This is a genomic window from Bacillus sp. AFS018417, assembly GCF_002560985.1.
In the GTDB taxonomy this organism is placed as follows: Bacteria; Bacillota; Bacilli; order Bacillales; family Bacillaceae_G; genus Bacillus_A; species Bacillus_A rhizoplanae.
In genome coordinates this window covers 125,886-142,319 of record NZ_NTTM01000002.1, presented here as the reverse complement: position 1 = coordinate 142,319, position 16,434 = coordinate 125,886, and the positions used below count along the sequence as shown (strand labels likewise).

Sequence of the window (16,434 nt, the reverse complement as noted above, 5' to 3'; positions counted from 1 at the left end):
TCAAATTGGAAAAGAAAGTTGTTTTAGTTGATGGAAATAATATTGCGTATCGCGCTTTCTTTGCGTTGCCGCTTTTAAACAACGACAAAGGTATACATACAAATGCCATTTATGGTTTTACGATGATGTTAATGAGAATTCTAGAAGAAGAAAAGCCAACGCATATGCTCGTTGCATTTGATGCAGGGAAAACAACGTTTCGTCATAAAACATTTAGTGAGTATAAGGGTGGCCGTCAAAAAACACCACCAGAACTATCAGAGCAATTTCCATTCATTCGTGAAATGTTAGATGCATTTCATGTGCCTCGTTACGAATTAGAGAACTACGAAGCAGATGACATTATGGGAACATTGGCAAAAGAAGCGAGTGAGCAAGGGGTTCCAGTAAAAGTCATTTCCGGAGATAAAGATTTGCTTCAGCTCGTTTCAGACAATACCCGCGTTTGTATTCCGCGTAAAGGAATTACAGAAGTGGACGAGTATACAAAAGAAACATTATTTGAAAAATATAGTTTATCTCCAAAGCAAATTATCGATATGAAAGGGCTGATGGGAGATCAGTCAGATAATATCCCAGGTGTCCCAGGTGTCGGTGAGAAGACGGCAATTAAATTGTTAACACAATTTGAAACAGTGGAAGCTGTATATGAAAATTTAGACAAAGTGAGCGGTAAGAAATTAAAAGAAAAGCTTGAAGAAAATAAAGAGCAAGCATTGATGAGTAAAGAGTTAGCAACAATTATTACTGATGCCCCAATTACGATTCAATTAGATGATATTGCTTATAACGGACATGATAATAGCGATATTATTCCAATGTTTGAGAACTTAGGGTTTCATTCTTTATTGACTAAGTTAGGAGCACCGATTGCAGAAACGCCAGCAGCTGAGCTGGATGATATCTCATTTGAAATTGTAGAAGAAGTAACGGAAGAAATGTTGCAGCAAGATAGTGCGCTCATTGTAGAAGTGCAAGAAGACAATTATCACGGAGCGAATATTCAAGGATTTGGTATTCAAAATGAAAATGGATGTTACTTTGTTCCGACTGATATCGCTCTTCAATCACAATCGTTTACGAATTGGTTAGCGAATCCAGAGATGAAGAAGTATACATTTGATGCTAAGCGTGCAATTGTTGCGTTAAAGTGGAAAGGCTATGAAATAAAGGGAATTGATTTTGATTTATTAATTGCAGCTTACTTACTTGATCCAGCGGAAACGGATAAAGATTTTCGTGCCGTTGCGAAAATGAAAGATACACATGCTGTGCAATCAGATGAAGAAGTGTATGGAAAAGGTGCAAAACGAGCTGTACCAGAGCAGACAGTTGTAGCGGAGCACGTAGCGCGAAAAGTGCATGTGTTATACGATGTACAGCAATCATTTGCTGAAGAACTGAAAAAGAATGAGCAGTATGAATTATTTACAGAGTTGGAAATGCCGCTTTGCCGCGTATTAGCTGAAATGGAATGTAAAGGTGTTGCAGTTGATACAAATCGTCTCCGCAATATGGGGGATGAATTGGCCGCGCAGCTCAAGAAAATGGAAGAAGAAATTTACGAGCTTGCAGGAACGGAATTCAATATTAATTCACCGAAACAACTTGGTGTGATCTTGTTTGAAAGCTTAAACTTACCGGTTATAAAAAAGACAAAAACAGGTTATTCTACATCAGCTGATGTGCTTGAAAAATTAATGGAGCATCATGAAATTATTCCGAAAATCTTACACTATCGTCAGCTGGGAAAATTAAATTCTACGTATATTGAAGGTTTGCTGAAAGTTGTTTATACAGATTCGTCTAAAATTCATACACGTTTTAATCAAGTATTAACACAAACGGGACGTTTAAGTTCAACAGATCCAAACTTACAAAACATTCCGATTCGTTTAGAAGAAGGAAGAAAAATACGTCAAGCATTTATTCCATCAAAAAAAGATTGGATCATGTTTGCAGCGGATTATTCTCAAATTGAATTACGCGTTTTGGCACATATTTCAAGAGATAATGGCTTGATTGAAGCATTCCAACATGATATGGATATTCACACAAAAACAGCGATGGATGTATTTGGAGTTGAAAAAGAGGGCGTAACCTCTAATATGAGACGACAAGCGAAAGCTGTAAATTTCGGAATTGTATACGGAATTAGTGATTATGGTTTATCGCAAAATCTTGGCATTACAAGAAAAGCAGCAGCTGATTTCATTCAAAAGTATTTTGAGAGTTTTCCAGGAGTAAAGGAATATATGGATGATATTGTGCAAGAGGCGAAGCAAACAGGATATGTATCTACATTGTTGAACCGTCGCCGTTACATTCCAGAAATTACGAGCCGCAATTTTAATCTGCGCAGCTTTGCAGAACGCACGGCAATGAATACACCTATTCAAGGAAGTGCTGCGGACATTATTAAGAAAGCGATGATTATTATGGCGGATCGACTAGAAGAAGAAGGATTACAAGCTCGTCTTCTTCTGCAAGTGCACGATGAACTTATTTTTGAAGTGCCTCAAGAGGAAGTAGAAAAGCTAGAGAAACTTGTACCTGAAGTAATGGAGCACGCGATTGAGCTTTCTGTTCCATTAAAGGTTGATTACTCATATGGTCCAACATGGTACGATGCAAAATAAGGAAGTGATAGTATGCCAGAACTACCAGAGGTTGAAAATGTAAGGCGAACGTTAGAGAAACTCGTCAGAGGAAAGACGATTGAAGAAGTTATTGTAACATACCCAAATTTAGTGAAAGAACCAGATGACGCCGAACTTTTCAAAGAGATGCTGCGCGGAGAAATGATTGAAGAAGTCGGACGTCGCGGTAAGTTTCTTCTCATATATGTAACCCGTTATGTCATTGTTTCTCATTTGCGAATGGAAGGGAAATATATGCTGCACGAAGCAGATGATCCAGTTGATAAACATACACACGTCCGTTTTCGTTTTACAGACGGTACGGAACTTCGTTATAAAGATGTACGTAAATTCGGTACGATGCATCTTTTCGAAAAAGGATCAGAGCTTACAGTCATGCCGCTTGTAGATTTAGGGCCAGAGCCTTTTTCGGGTGAATTAACACCAGCGTATTTACGAGAAAGAATGCAAAAAACCGCTCGGAAAGTAAAAGTTGTTTTGTTAGATCAACGCATTGTAGTTGGTCTTGGCAATATATATGTAGATGAAGTATTATTCCGTTCACGTATTCATCCAGAGCGAGAAGCGTCTTCTTTAACGAATGAGGAATTTGAAACGTTGTATAAAGAAATTGTTGCAACATTAACAGAAGCGGTAGAGCGTGGTGGAAGTACAATTCGTACGTATATGAATTCGCAAGGACAAATTGGTTCATTTCAAGAACGCCTTTACGTATATGGAAGAAAAGGTGAACCATGTGTAACATGCGGCACTACACTTGAAAAAACAGTTGTTGGCGGACGCGGTACACATTATTGCCCTGTTTGTCAGTTGAAAAGTTAAACAAACAAAACATCAGTAAAAATACTTATTGATGACAGCATCATTTTATCCCGCTATTCGCGGACAGTAAGACCCCCACCTTCAAGATGCAGAGAGAAGCAGGGAAGCTAGGTGGGGGATAACTGTCCGTAAAAGCCCGATTGGTGAGAGCTTTCCATCAGTGGGGATGAAGAAAACCTCACTGATGGAAGTTTCAATATATTTTTTGTAATAACATCGGATAGGCTTCTGTCATATATATACAACAAAGCTATGTATAGGGAAGGAGCTTATCGATGTATCATTATTTCTCTCTTATTTTATTAGCTTTTACGCTAAGTTTAGATAGCTGCAGTGTGGGGCTTACATATGGGCTCCGCAACGTCCGAATTCCACTGAAATCTATTATTGTAATCGGGATTTGTTCAGCTGTTGTGATGATATTATCAATGGGAATCGGGCATATGATTGCACAAGTTTTTTCGCCGGTGCTTGCGACAAGAATTGGAGGATTGGTTCTCGTAGCAATCGGTGCGTGGGTGTTGTATCAATTTTTTCAAAGTGATAAAAAAGAGGAAGCACCGCAAGAAGAAAAAGTATGGAACTTAGAAATTGCTTCTCTCGGCCTTGTCATTCAAATTTTGCGAAAACCGACTGTTGCTGATTTTGATAAATCTGGGACAATTTCGGGGGTGGAAGCACTTCTTCTTGGTATGGCGCTTTCATTAGATTCATTTGGAGCAGGTATTGGGGCGTCTTTACTTGGATATTCTCCATTTACGATGGCGGGATTAGTTGCGGTAATGAGCTCGTTATTTTTATTTATTGGAATGAAGGCGGGAACGATATTATCAAATATGCGATGGCTACAAAAGCTTACGTTTTTGCCGGGTATATTACTTATTATTATTGGAATTTGGAAAATGTAAGAGGAGACGTGAACTGATGTTTCACGTCTCTATTTTTAAAGGATACGAATCTATCCCGCTATTCGCGGGCAGTTATCCCCCACCTCAAGGTGCAGAGAGAAGCGAGGAAGCTAGGTGGGGGATAACTGCTGGCATGTGCCTGATTGGACGGGCTCTCCAGCAGTGGGAAATGAAGAAAACCCCACTGCTGGAAGTTTCACTTATAAAAGTTGGAGATGTCTAGCTTCAGCACTTGTTTTGCTAAACAGGATGCTTAAGCTTTTCTTAAGGGGGAATTTTGATGACAGTTGTAATTGGATTAACAGGCGGCATTGCAAGTGGAAAAAGTACAGTATCACAAATGTTTCAAGGTTTTCATGTTCCAGTTATTGATGCAGATATTATTGCGAGGGAAGTTGTAGAACCAGGGAAGGAAGCGTATAACGAAATTGTAACAGCATTTGGGAAAGAAGTGCTGGGGGAAAATGGAGAACTAGATCGTCCGAAGCTTGGTGGCATCGTATTTCATAATGAAGAAAAACGTTTGCTGTTAAACGGTATTGTTCACCCTGCTGTACGAAAAGAAATGAATGCACAAAAGGATATGTACATAAGAGAAAAAGCGCAAGCGGTTGTGCTCGATATTCCACTTTTATTTGAGAGTAAATTAACAGGTCTGGTAGATAAAATTTTGCTAGTTTATGTTGATAGTGAGACTCAGCTTACAAGATTAATGGAGCGCAACAATTTTAAAGAAGAAGAGGCAAAGGCTCGTATTGCTTCGCAAATGCCGCTAGAAGATAAAATCACATTAGCGGATGAAGTGATTAATAATAATGGCACAATGGAAGAGACGAAAGCCCAATTAAGTCGCATTTTAAAAGAATGGAACATTATTAAATAAAAAAATTTAAAAATGATGAAATTGTTTAGTGACATATCTTCTTTTTGTGTTATACTATTATTGGGATTGGAGATAAATAGTATAACGCAATCAAGGGGGATAACATATTATGATTCGTGTGGCAATTAATGGTTTTGGACGTATTGGGAGAATGGTGTTTCGCCAAGCTATAAAAGAAAGCGCATTCGAAATTGTAGCGATTAATGCGAGCTACCCATCTGAAACGTTAGCACATTTAATTAAATATGATACAGTTCATGGTAAATTTGATGGTACAGTAGAAGCGTTTGAAGATCATTTATTAGTAGATGGCAAAATGATTCGCCTTTTAAACAACCGCGATCCAAGAGAATTGCCTTGGAAAGAAATGGGAGTAGACGTTGTAATTGAAGCAACGGGTAAGTTTAACTCCAAGGAAGGCGCAAGTCTTCACGTAGAAGCTGGTGCGAAAAATGTTATTTTAACTGCACCAGGAAAAAATGAAGATGTAACAGTTGTTGTTGGTGTAAACGATGAACAACTTGATATTACAAAACATATCGTTATTTCAAATGCGTCTTGTACAACAAACTGTTTAGCACCTGTTGTAAAGGTGTTAGATGAGCAGTTTGGAATTGAAAACGGTTTAATGACGACAGTTCATGCTTATACAAATGACCAAAAAAATATTGATAATCCACATAAAGATTTACGTAGAGCACGTGCATGTGGTCAATCTATCATTCCAACAACGACAGGTGCTGCGAAAGCGTTAGCAAAAGTTCTTCCACATCTAAACGGAAAACTTCATGGGATGGCACTTCGCGTTCCAACACCAAACGTATCTCTTGTTGACTTAGTTGTGGATGTAAAGCGCGATGTAACAGTGGAAGAAATTAATGAAGCGTTCATGACAGCAGCTAACGGTGCGTTAAAAGGAATTGTCGCATTTAGTGATGAGCCTCTTGTTTCTATAGATTTTAATACAAATACACATTCCGCAATCGTTGATGGTTTATCTACAATGGTAATGGGTGAGCGCAAAGTGAAAGTACTTGCTTGGTACGACAACGAATGGGGTTATTCTCGTCGTGTTGTAGATCTTGTAAAGCTTGTTGTAGATCAATTTGCGAAACAAGAAAACGTACAACATATTTAATAGATGAGAAAAGGGCAAGCGTTAGCTAGCCTTTTTCTTTTTTTTTATGAAAGGAAAAGAATACATATGCTTTTTCTTTGTAAATCGCCTAAAAAAGCTATAATTACTGTGATTTGGAATCTTTTCTTTTGTTTTCGGAGAAAAGTAAAAGAGAAAGTGTCATCGAAAAAATAAAAAACTGTTGTTGCAAAATGAAAATAAACAAAGTATACTAACATTCGTAAACTTAAGAGCTGAGGTGGTAGTCACTACTTAAAGGGTTAGGACCTCTCTGGACTAACTTTCCCCCGTGGTAGTGGAGCAAGCCAAATTGCAAATTAGTTTTCAATTCGAACAGTTAGATTAAATTTATAAGGGGGAACTGTAGAATGGATACTATGGATACTATGGGTCGTCACGTAATCGCGGAACTTTGGGATTGCGATTTCGACAAACTTAATGATATGCCTTATATTGAAAAATTATTTGTGGATGCAGCACTTCGAGCAGGCGCTGAAGTACGTGAGGTTGCTTTCCATAAATTTGCACCACAAGGTGTAAGTGGGGTTGTAATTATTTCTGAATCTCACTTAACAATCCACAGCTTTCCAGAACATGGTTATGCAAGTATTGATGTATATACTTGCGGAGATCGCATTGATCCGAATGTTGCTGCAGAGTACATCGCTGAAGGTTTGAGCGCAAAAACGAGAGAGAGCATTGAACTTCCTCGTGGTACAGGTAGCTTCGAAATTAAACAAAGAGAGACAAAAGCTCTTTAAAAAAGAAGATAAGTGATTTAAAATGTAAAGAGGTGTATTATACACCTCTTTTTAATTTATCTGCTATTTGCGGACAGTAAGACCCACACTGATGGAAGTCTGGGTAAATTAATTGTTAGAAAGATAAAAAAGAATAACGTACATAAGTATATTTGATTAAGGGTTTATAATATAGAAGAGATAATTCTTGTTTATAATGTTTTGGTTTTGTTAAGATAAAATTAAATTGTAAAGGAGTGAATGGATTGCGTTGTCCATCCTGTTTTCACAATGGTACGAGAGTATTGGATTCGCGTCCAGTTGACGAAGGGCGATCGATTCGTAGAAGAAGAGAGTGCGAAAGTTGTCTCAATCGCTTTACAACATTTGAACGTGTCGAGGAGCCGCCACTAATTGTTGTAAAGAAAGAAGGAATGCGAGAAGAGTTTAACAAAGAGAAAATTTTGCGCGGTTTAATTAAAGCGTGTGAAAAACGACCTGTATCTTTAAAACAACTAGAAGAAATCACGCAACATGTAGAACGTGAATTGCGTAACTTAGGAATGTCAGAAGTAAAAAGCGATATGATTGGTGAAATGGTCATGGAAGAGCTTCGTGATATTGATGATGTTGCATATGTACGTTTTGCATCTGTTTATCGACAATTTAAAGATTTGAACGTATTTATTGAAGAATTAAAAGATATACTTCAAAAAGAACGAAAATAAAAGAGCTAGAAGCGTAAGCTATTAGCTCTTTTTTTCACTAATAAGTAGTAACGAACGGAAATATAAATCACATATATCCCGCTATTTGCGGGCCGTAAGATCTCTACCTCGAAATTCTGAGAAAACAAAGAAGAAAGGTGGAGGACAACTGCTGGCATGCGCCCGATTGGTGAGAGCTTTCCATCGGTGAGCCCTTCACTGATGGAAGTTTCACTTTATCCCGCATTAACGGACAGTAAGACTCCCACCTCAAGATTCAGAGAAAAGCGAAGAAGAGAGGTAGGGGATAACTGTCCGTAAAAGCCCGATTGGTTCAACTAACCATCAGTGGGGGATGAAAAACCCCCCCACTGATGGAAGTTTCACTTTATGATAAGAATGGATAACAGAAAGGATTTGCAAGAATGGAAAGACAGTCATGGATGGAGTTACTGCCAATTGACCGTTATAAAGTAAGTGCAAGAGGACTGCTCAGTAATTATGACCGTAAAGTGCTTACGATGCTATATCAACCGCTAATCGGTAGTAAAGCTTTTAGTTTATATATGACATTGTGGGGAGAATTGGAGCAGGATCGTTTATTTGGAAGAGAAAATACACACCATTCTATTATGGTAACGATGCAAATGCAGCTCCCAGATATTTATGAAGAACGTATAAAACTAGAGGCAATTGGACTTTTAAATGTGTATATGAAAAAAGAAAAAGATATTCGCATGTTTATTTATGAGTTGCAGCCACCTCTCATGCCGAAGCAATTTTTTGATGATATTGTATTAAGTATTTTTTTATATAACCGCTTAAGCAAGGCAAAATACAATCAAGTAAAGCAATATTTTTTAGAAGAAGAATTTGACTTTGTTTCTTATGAAAATATGACACGATCCTTTAATGATGTGTTTGGCTCGTTTAATCCAGGACAAGTTGAGTATGCCAAGGAAGAATTGCTTATACCAAATGCAACTGTGATGCCGGGCAGAGCGCAGGGTAATGCACCTAAGCTCTGGAATGATTTCTTTGATTTTTCATTATTTGTAGAAGGATTATCAGCACTCGTTCCGCGCAAAGCCATTACAGAACAGATGCGTGAATGTGTGATGACAGTAGCTTACGTATACGGGATTGATCCGTTATCCATGCAAAATATTGTTCTTGGTGCTGTTACAGAACATCATACAATTGATATGGAGCGACTGCGAAAAGGTGCGCGTGATTGGTACCAATTTGAGAATGGACAAGCGCTCCCAGTATTTAGTGAACGAACGCAGCCATTGCATGCGCGGACGATGAAAGAGAAAGAGCCGAAAACACAAGAAGAAATGCTCATTAAACAGTTAGAAGAAATTTCGCCAAGAGAGTTATTAAAAGAAATTTCGGGCGGAGCTGAGCCGACGAAAGCTGATTTGCAAATTATTGAAGAAGTGATGTTGAATCAGAAGCTCACACCAGGCGTTGTAAATGTGCTTATTTATTATGTGATGCTTCGTTCTGATATGAAATTGGCTAAAACATATGTTGAGAAGATTGCAGGACACTGGGCAAGGAAGAAAGTAGGCACAGTGTCAGAAGCGATGGCTTTAGCAAAAGAAGAGAATCGCCAATATCAAGAATGGGCTGAGACGAAGAAAAAAGGCCGTACATCGAAGAAACTAGTACGGAAAGAAATGGTGCCGGATTGGCTTAAGGAAGAAGCGAAAGAAGAATCTAAAGGGCAATCGCAAGATCGTGTAAGTTCAAAAGAAAATCCAAGCAAGCTAGAAGAAGAACGAAAGAGACTAGAAGAAGTACTAAAAAAATATAAGCGTGATTAGTAGAGGAGAATGAACGCTCTTTGAGGTGAAAAAATGGAGCATATTCAAAATTCATTTGCAAAATTGATGCAAAACGAAAATTTTAAAAATAGATATGAAGTGTTAAAAGAAGAAGTTATGGCACATCCCCGTGTGAAAGAATTTGTGGAAGAACATAAAGGGGAAGTAACGACTTCTATGATAGAACGAAGTCTTGTGAAACTGTATGAATATATTGGACAAAGTGTTGGATGCACAGATTGTCCGAACTTAGAATCATGTAAAAATATGATTCAAGGATACGAGCCAAAATTGATTATTCAAGGTAAGATGATTGATATTCAGTATGATCGTTGTGTGAGAAAAGTAGCTTATGATGAGAGAAAGAAATATGAAAAATTAGTGCAGAGTGTCTATATGCCAAGTGATATTTTGAAGGCTTCTATGGAAAATTTAGACCCATCGGATTTAGATGCGCGTATTGATGCGATTGATGCAGCGAATGAATTTTTAAGTGCGTATGAACCAGGGAAAAAAGTACAGGGTTTATATCTCTACGGTAAATTTGGTGTAGGAAAAACGTATCTCTTAGGAGCAATTGCAAATGAATTAGCCTTAAAAAAGGTAAGTTCAATGATTGTATACTTACCAGAATTTTTACGAGAAATTAAAAGTTCACTGCAAGATAACACGATAGGTGAAAAGATTGATGCTGTGAAGCGTGTACAAGTCTTAATGTTAGATGATATTGGGGCAGAAGCAATGTCCAGCTTTGTACGTGATGATGTCCTCGGCGCCATCTTACAATTTCGCATGTTGGAAAATTTACCGACGTTCTTTACATCAAACTTTGATTTTAAAGAGTTAGAACATCATCTAACATATACGCAGCGCGGAGAAGCAGAAGAAATGAAAGCGGCCCGTATTATGGAGCGGATTAAATATTTAGCGAAGCCGATTCCTATTGGTGGGAAAAACCGCCGGCATACGTAAAGAGCAAGCAGTGAGCTTGCTCTTTATTTTTTTGGAAGGAAATATAATAAAGCATTACTTTGAATGATAAATTACTTTACGCTTGTATCATTTTTTGTACATCCCCCTAATATATATGGAAATAGCAAGAATTATAAAAGGGGGGACAAAAGTGATTGAAATCTGCTTTGAAGAAAAAAATGATGCTATTGTTATATATAAAGAGCTGAAAAAACGGACAGATGATATATATGCAGAAATAAGCATTTATTTGTACGAACAAATGGTGATTGTTCATATACCAATACAAGAATTATGCTACATTGATCGAGTGGTTATCCCTGTACTTGTTCAATATATTATAAATACAAAACAAGATGAATGGATAAGTGATATTTTAAAAGAGAAGTTTTACTATGGAGAGCGAGAAGAACGAATTCAAATTTTACATATGGCTCATTCTATTTTAAATGGGAGACGTAAGGGGCTAAACGATGCTCCTTCTAAACAAAGAGGGAAAGAATTGGTGGTTTCTTCCTTGCGGGGGTGGATGCATGATAAGATGTCTTTTTCGTTTGAAGCATACATTCGTTTTCGCTTGAGAAAGTACAATGAATTTTTATATCGCACTACAGAGATGGCGATAGATGAATATAAGTTAGAACAAGAGTATCAAATGTTTGTGGAAACGCTCCGGCAGCAAGTGAGCAGCCGAAAATCGCGTTTGTCATGCTTGCATCTTGTGTTTGATGACAGTTTTATTTTTTATGATGAAAAGGGAGCTCGTTTAAAACAAGATAAACTTGTTCAGTATATAGAAGAAGAATTACTCTCTCAAAAAGGCTTGTACATTGATCCGAATATTATGGCACCGCTTCTTTCAATCTCGCCTAAAACAATTCATCTGTATACGAAAGAGCAAGATCATAATATGATTGTGACAATTCAAAATGTGTTTCAAGAGAGAGTACAACTATATGCGCTTCATGAATTTGAAAAGAATGTGAAAAATTATAAAAATAAAGGGAACGCCCTTGATTTTCTAAATTTTTGAGCATATAATTACGTACATACATGAAAATACATTAAAATGTTACGATGAGGACATGAGTAATTGTCTACGATTCTCAGAGAGGGAAGCCTTAGGCTGTGAGCTTCTTAATACGAGATTATTACTTACCACCTCTGAACTTCAGCAGTGAACGAAATTCTAGTAATTGCTGACGGTAAATGCCGTTATAATGAACTTGAGCAGTTAACAATGCGTTAGCTGGAACAAGGGTGGAACCACGAATTCAACACTCGTCCCTTTTTATAGGGATGGGTGTTTTTTATTTTGACTATGAAAAAGGAGTGACCAAAGATGGCAGACGTAGTAAAAATTACATTCCCAGACGGAGCTGTGAAGGAATTTCCAAAAGGAATAACAACAGAAGATATTGCTGCTTCTATTAGCCCTGGCTTAAAGAAAAAAGCAATTGCAGGGAAATTAAACGAGGAAATGGTAGACTTACGTACACCGATTGAGCAAGATGGTGCGATTTCTATCGTTACATTAGATTCTGAAGATGGTTTATACATTTTACGCCACTCAACAGCTCACCTTTTAGCACAAGCATTAAAGCGTTTATATAAAGATGTGAAGCTTGGAATTGGGCCTGTTATTGAAAATGGTTTCTATTATGATATCGATATGGAAGAAGCAATTACAGTTGAAGACTTCCCGAAAATTGAAAAAGAAATGCAAAAGATTGTGAACGAGAACCTAGAAATCGTTCGTCATGAAGTACCACGTGCTGAAGCACTTCGTCGTTATGAAGAAATCGGCGATGAGTTAAAATTAGAATTGATTAATGATCTTCCAGAAGATGCGGTTATTTCAATTTATGAACAAGGCGAATTTTTCGATCTTTGCCGCGGAGTTCACCTTCCATCTACAGGGAAAATTAAAGTGTTTAAACTGTTAAGCGTTGCTGGTGCTTACTGGCGTGGAGATAGCGATAATAAAATGCTACAACGTATTTACGGTACTGCATTCGTGAAAAAAGCGGAATTAGATGAGCATCTACGTATGCTTGAAGAAGCGAAAGAGCGTGATCACCGTAAATTAGGTAAAGAGTTAAAACTATTTACAAATAGCCAAAAAGTAGGACAAGGTTTACCACTTTGGTTACCAAAAGGTGCAACAATCCGTCGAATTATCGAGCGTTACATTGTTGATAAAGAAGCAAGCTTAGGATATGACCACGTATATACTCCAGTATTAGGAAGCCGAGAGCTTTATGAAACTTCTGGTCACTGGAATCACTACCGAGATGGCATGTTCCCATCAATGGAAATGGATAATGAGGAATTAGTACTTCGTCCAATGAACTGCCCTCACCATATGATGGTTTATAAAAACGATATCCACAGCTATCGTGAATTACCGATCCGTATTGCAGAGCTTGGAACAATGCACCGTTATGAAATGTCTGGTGCATTATCTGGGTTACAACGTGTACGTGGGATGACTTTAAATGATGCGCACATTTTCGTTCGTCCAGACCAAATTAAAGAAGAATTAAAACGCGTTGTAAACTTAACTTTAGAAGTATACAAAGACTTCGGTTTAGAAGATTATTCATTCCGTTTATCTTATCGTGATCCAGAAGATACTAAAAAGTATTATGATGACGATGAAATGTGGGAAAGAGCACAAGGCATGTTAAAAGAAGCTATGGATGAAATGGGTCTTGAGTACTATGAAGCTGAAGGTGAAGCGGCATTCTACGGTCCGAAACTTGACGTGCAAGTTCGTACTGCGCTTGGAAAAGACGAAACACTTTCAACTGTACAATTAGACTTCTTACTTCCAGAACGCTTTGAGTTAACTTACATCGGTGAAGATGGTAAGCATCATCGTCCAGTTGTTATCCACCGCGGTGTTGTATCAACTATGGAACGCTTTGTTGCCTTCTTAATCGAAGAGTACAAAGGTGCATTCCCAACTTGGTTAGCACCAGTTCAAGTACAAGTAATTCCAGTTTCTCCGCAAGTACATTTAGACTATGCGAAGAAAGTACAAGAAGAATTACAACGTGCTGGTATTCGCGTTGAAGTGGATACTCGTGATGAGAAGATCGGTTATAAAATCCGCGAGGCACAAATGCAAAAAATCCCGTATATGCTTGTAGTAGGTGACAATGAAGTTGCTGAAACTGGTGTAAACGTACGTAAATACGGTGAACAAAAATCAGAAACAATCTCATTAGACGCTTTCGTTGACCTAATTAAAGCTGAAGGAAAACGATAAGAAAAAGCCGCGGTTCGTCCGCGGCTTTTTTTTGTATGTTTTGTTTGGTAATAAGAACCAAAGTTCGCTTATATAAAAAAATGTTGCATGTATTCGTTTTGTTTGTTACAATATTTTTTGTTGCTACTTAAGAAGATCGACTTCTTGACACGCATCACGTCCTATGATAGAATCATCAAGGATAATAGAATACGGATTTGTGGAACAAGTAGAAGCACCCGCTTCTCACCTGATTGACGCGAAAGCAGTTACCAGGTAAATGTATTTCTTACTTAAGATATTACAAGTGTGGGTGTCATATACCCGCACTTTTTTGTTTGGGTTCTGCCTTCCCAAAACGTATTCCCATAAAACCTTGGAGGTGGCTTACTATTAGCAAGGACATGATGATTAACGAGCAAATTCGTGCACGTGAAGTACGTTTAGTTGGTGCAAATGGTGATCAACTTGGAATTAAGTCTCGTCAAGAAGCATTAGACATGGCTGCAAACGTAAATCTTGATCTAGTATTAGTTGCTCCAAATGCGAAACCACCAGTATGCCGTATTATGGACTACGGAAAATTCCGCTTTGAGCAACAAAAGAAAGAAAAAGAGCAGCGCAAAAATCAAAAAATCATTAGTATGAAAGAAGTACGTTTAAGTCCAACAATTGATGAACATGACTTTAACACAAAACTTCGTAATGCTATTAAATTCTTGGAGAAAGGCGACAAAGTTAAAGCGTCTATTCGCTTTAAAGGTCGTGCTATTACTCATAAAGAAATCGGTCAACGTGTTTTAGATCGCTTCTCTGAAGCTTGTGCTGAAGTTAGTACAATTGAATCTAAGCCAAAAATGGAAGGACGTAGCATGTTCTTAGTTTTAGCACCGAAAAATGATAAGTAATAAATAGAGGAGGAAATCACTATGCCTAAACAGAAAACTCACCGCGGCGCTGCAAAGCGTTTCAAAAAAACAGGATCTGGTAAACTAAAGCGTTCTCACGCTTACACAAGCCACTTATTCGCTAACAAATCTACAAAAGCTAAACGTAAATTACGTAAAGCTGGTGTAGTAAGCGCTGGTGACTTCAAACGTATTCGTCAAATGCTTGACAACATGTAATTAATATTTTGTTCAGATAGATATCTAGGAGGGAAATAATATGCCAAGAGTAAAAGGTGGTACGGTTACTCGTAAACGTCGTAAAAAAATTATTAAATTAGCAAAAGGTTACTACGGTTCTAAACATACATTATACAAAGTTGCTAACCAACAAGTAATGAAATCTTTAATGTATGCGTTCCGTGACCGTCGTCAAAAGAAACGTGACTTCCGTAAATTATGGATCACTCGTATTAACGCAGCTGCTCGTATGAACGGTCTTTCTTACAGCCGTTTAATGAACGGTCTTAAAGTTGCTGGTATCGAAGTAAACCGCAAAATGCTTGCTGACCTAGCTGTTCATGACGAAAAAGCTTTCGCTGAATTAGCAACAGTTGCTAAAACTGCTTTAAATAAGTAATGATAAAAAATCCTTAGGACATTGTTCCTAAGGATTTTTTTGTTTTTCATAAATTAACATTGTTTTTGCTGAAATGGAAGAAAGAAAGATGAATGGACGTGTTGTACCATATATGACAAAATAAGCATAAAAGGCACAATAATATAGAAGAATAAAGATAAAAAGTCGGAGGGGGTCTCTGACTTTTTATCTTTATCCCGCATTAAGGGGTAGTAAGAATCCCCCACTGATGGAAGTTTCACTTTATTTAGGTGTATAGTCATAAGCTCACTTATATACGGAAGAACGATGGTGATAAGGAGGAGTTTGACTTCAGACAATCATGTCTTTCCACGCGAAACTGACACTGTTATAATGTAAGAATGTAACTTGCTTATTTTCTTATATTTACCATTAGAATGGAACAATATCGGATAATGTTTATTGGATATTGAAGGAGGAGTACGTTTTGGATTTACTACAACTATTTAAATTACAAAAAGAATTAGATGATCGTATTGCGAGAGAACATAATTTAGAGCCGAAAAAGTTGTTAAAAGAAAAGATGCTAGCGCTTCTAGTGGAAATTGGAGAACTTGCAAACGAGACACGCTGCTTTAAATATTGGAGCAACAAGCCAGCATCTGAGCGTGCAATTGTACTAGAAGAGTATGTGGATGGGTTACATTTTATTTTATCTATCGGAATTGACTTAGGAATTGATAAAAATTTCTTATTTTATAAGTGTGCAATAACAAATAAAACACAGGTAGAAATTTTCTTAGATGCATATGCAAAAGTAATCCGTTTTAATGAACAGCCGTCTATTACGAATTATATTGAATTGTTTACGAGCTATCTTCGCCTAGGACAAGCACTTGATTTTGGTCAAGAAGAGATTGAAAAAGCATATTTAGATAAAAACGAAGTGAATCATCAGCGTCAAACAGAAGGATATTGATGAAATTTTTTGAACATTCTTTTCCGCTCTTGTATAATTAAAGAGATGAAGA

The 16,434-nt window shown here is 37.5% G+C and carries 15 protein-coding genes and 2 other annotated features; all 15 genes read left to right on the top strand.

What is annotated here, in order from left to right; all coding sequences use genetic code 11:
- The first annotated feature begins 5 nt into the window (after positions 1-5).
- The 15 genes from polA to CN326_RS00895 all read left to right on the top strand — a co-directional run bounded on the left by polA (position 6) and on the right by CN326_RS00895 (position 16,382).
- Positions 6-2,639, top strand: a complete 2,634-nt coding sequence (gene polA, locus CN326_RS00970; protein WP_098305321.1) for a DNA polymerase I — start codon at positions 6-8, stop codon at positions 2,637-2,639.
- A 12-nt stretch (positions 2,640-2,651) separates the two neighbouring features.
- The gene (gene mutM, locus CN326_RS00965; RefSeq protein WP_098305319.1) at positions 2,652-3,482 is read left to right on the top strand and encodes a DNA-formamidopyrimidine glycosylase; all 831 of its coding nucleotides are present in this window, start codon (positions 2,652-2,654) and stop codon (positions 3,480-3,482) included.
- A 275-nt stretch (positions 3,483-3,757) separates the two neighbouring features.
- Positions 3,758-4,390, top strand: a complete 633-nt coding sequence (gene ytaF, locus CN326_RS00960) for a sporulation membrane protein YtaF (RefSeq protein WP_098305317.1) — start codon at positions 3,758-3,760, stop codon at positions 4,388-4,390.
- A 280-nt stretch (positions 4,391-4,670) separates the two neighbouring features.
- Positions 4,671-5,273 carry a dephospho-CoA kinase gene (gene coaE, locus CN326_RS00950; RefSeq protein WP_098305313.1) on the top strand — a complete coding sequence of 201 codons (603 nt, stop codon included), beginning with the start codon at positions 4,671-4,673 and terminating at the stop codon, positions 5,271-5,273.
- A gap of 109 nt (positions 5,274-5,382) precedes the next feature.
- On the top strand, positions 5,383-6,411 hold the full coding sequence (locus CN326_RS00945; protein WP_098305311.1) for a glyceraldehyde-3-phosphate dehydrogenase: 1,029 nt from the start codon (positions 5,383-5,385) through the stop codon (positions 6,409-6,411).
- A gap of 377 nt (positions 6,412-6,788) precedes the next feature.
- Positions 6,789-7,172 (top strand): adenosylmethionine decarboxylase, encoded by a 384-nt coding sequence (speD, locus tag CN326_RS00940; protein WP_176524508.1) that lies wholly within the window; start codon positions 6,789-6,791, stop codon positions 7,170-7,172.
- 245 nt (positions 7,173-7,417) lie between these two features.
- Positions 7,418-7,879 (top strand): transcriptional regulator NrdR, encoded by a 462-nt coding sequence (nrdR, locus tag CN326_RS00935; protein WP_098305307.1) that lies wholly within the window; start codon positions 7,418-7,420, stop codon positions 7,877-7,879.
- Positions 7,880-8,283: 404 nt separating this feature from the next.
- Complete coding sequence (locus CN326_RS00930; protein ID WP_098305305.1) at positions 8,284-9,690, top strand: replication initiation and membrane attachment family protein; 1,407 nt, start codon at positions 8,284-8,286, stop codon at positions 9,688-9,690.
- A gap of 33 nt (positions 9,691-9,723) precedes the next feature.
- The gene (dnaI, locus tag CN326_RS00925) at positions 9,724-10,662 is read left to right on the top strand and encodes a primosomal protein DnaI (protein WP_098305303.1); all 939 of its coding nucleotides are present in this window, start codon (positions 9,724-9,726) and stop codon (positions 10,660-10,662) included.
- A gap of 151 nt (positions 10,663-10,813) precedes the next feature.
- A complete protein-coding gene (gene ytxC / locus CN326_RS00920) occupies positions 10,814-11,695 on the top strand; it encodes a putative sporulation protein YtxC (protein ID WP_098305301.1) in 882 nt (293 codons plus the stop codon).
- Positions 11,696-11,727: 32 nt separating this feature from the next.
- Positions 11,728-11,954 (top strand) — a binding site (T-box leader).
- Between the two features lie 50 nt (positions 11,955-12,004).
- A complete protein-coding gene (thrS, locus tag CN326_RS00915) occupies positions 12,005-13,936 on the top strand; it encodes a threonine--tRNA ligase (protein WP_098305299.1) in 1,932 nt (643 codons plus the stop codon).
- Positions 13,937-14,136: 200 nt separating this feature from the next.
- Positions 14,137-14,257 (top strand) — a sequence feature (ribosomal protein L20 leader region).
- A 62-nt stretch (positions 14,258-14,319) separates the two neighbouring features.
- On the top strand, positions 14,320-14,823 hold the full coding sequence (infC, locus tag CN326_RS00910; RefSeq protein WP_020060081.1) for a translation initiation factor IF-3: 504 nt from the start codon (positions 14,320-14,322) through the stop codon (positions 14,821-14,823).
- 21 nt (positions 14,824-14,844) lie between these two features.
- Positions 14,845-15,042, top strand: a complete 198-nt coding sequence (rpmI, locus tag CN326_RS00905) for a 50S ribosomal protein L35 (RefSeq protein WP_020060080.1) — start codon at positions 14,845-14,847, stop codon at positions 15,040-15,042.
- A 40-nt stretch (positions 15,043-15,082) separates the two neighbouring features.
- Entirely contained in the window at positions 15,083-15,442 is a 360-nt protein-coding gene (rplT, locus tag CN326_RS00900; RefSeq protein ID WP_098305297.1) for a 50S ribosomal protein L20, read from the top strand.
- Positions 15,443-15,890: 448 nt separating this feature from the next.
- Positions 15,891-16,382, top strand: coding sequence for a dUTP diphosphatase (locus CN326_RS00895; RefSeq protein ID WP_098305295.1), 492 nt, complete (start codon positions 15,891-15,893; stop codon positions 16,380-16,382).
- Positions 16,383-16,434 lie beyond the last annotated feature (52 nt).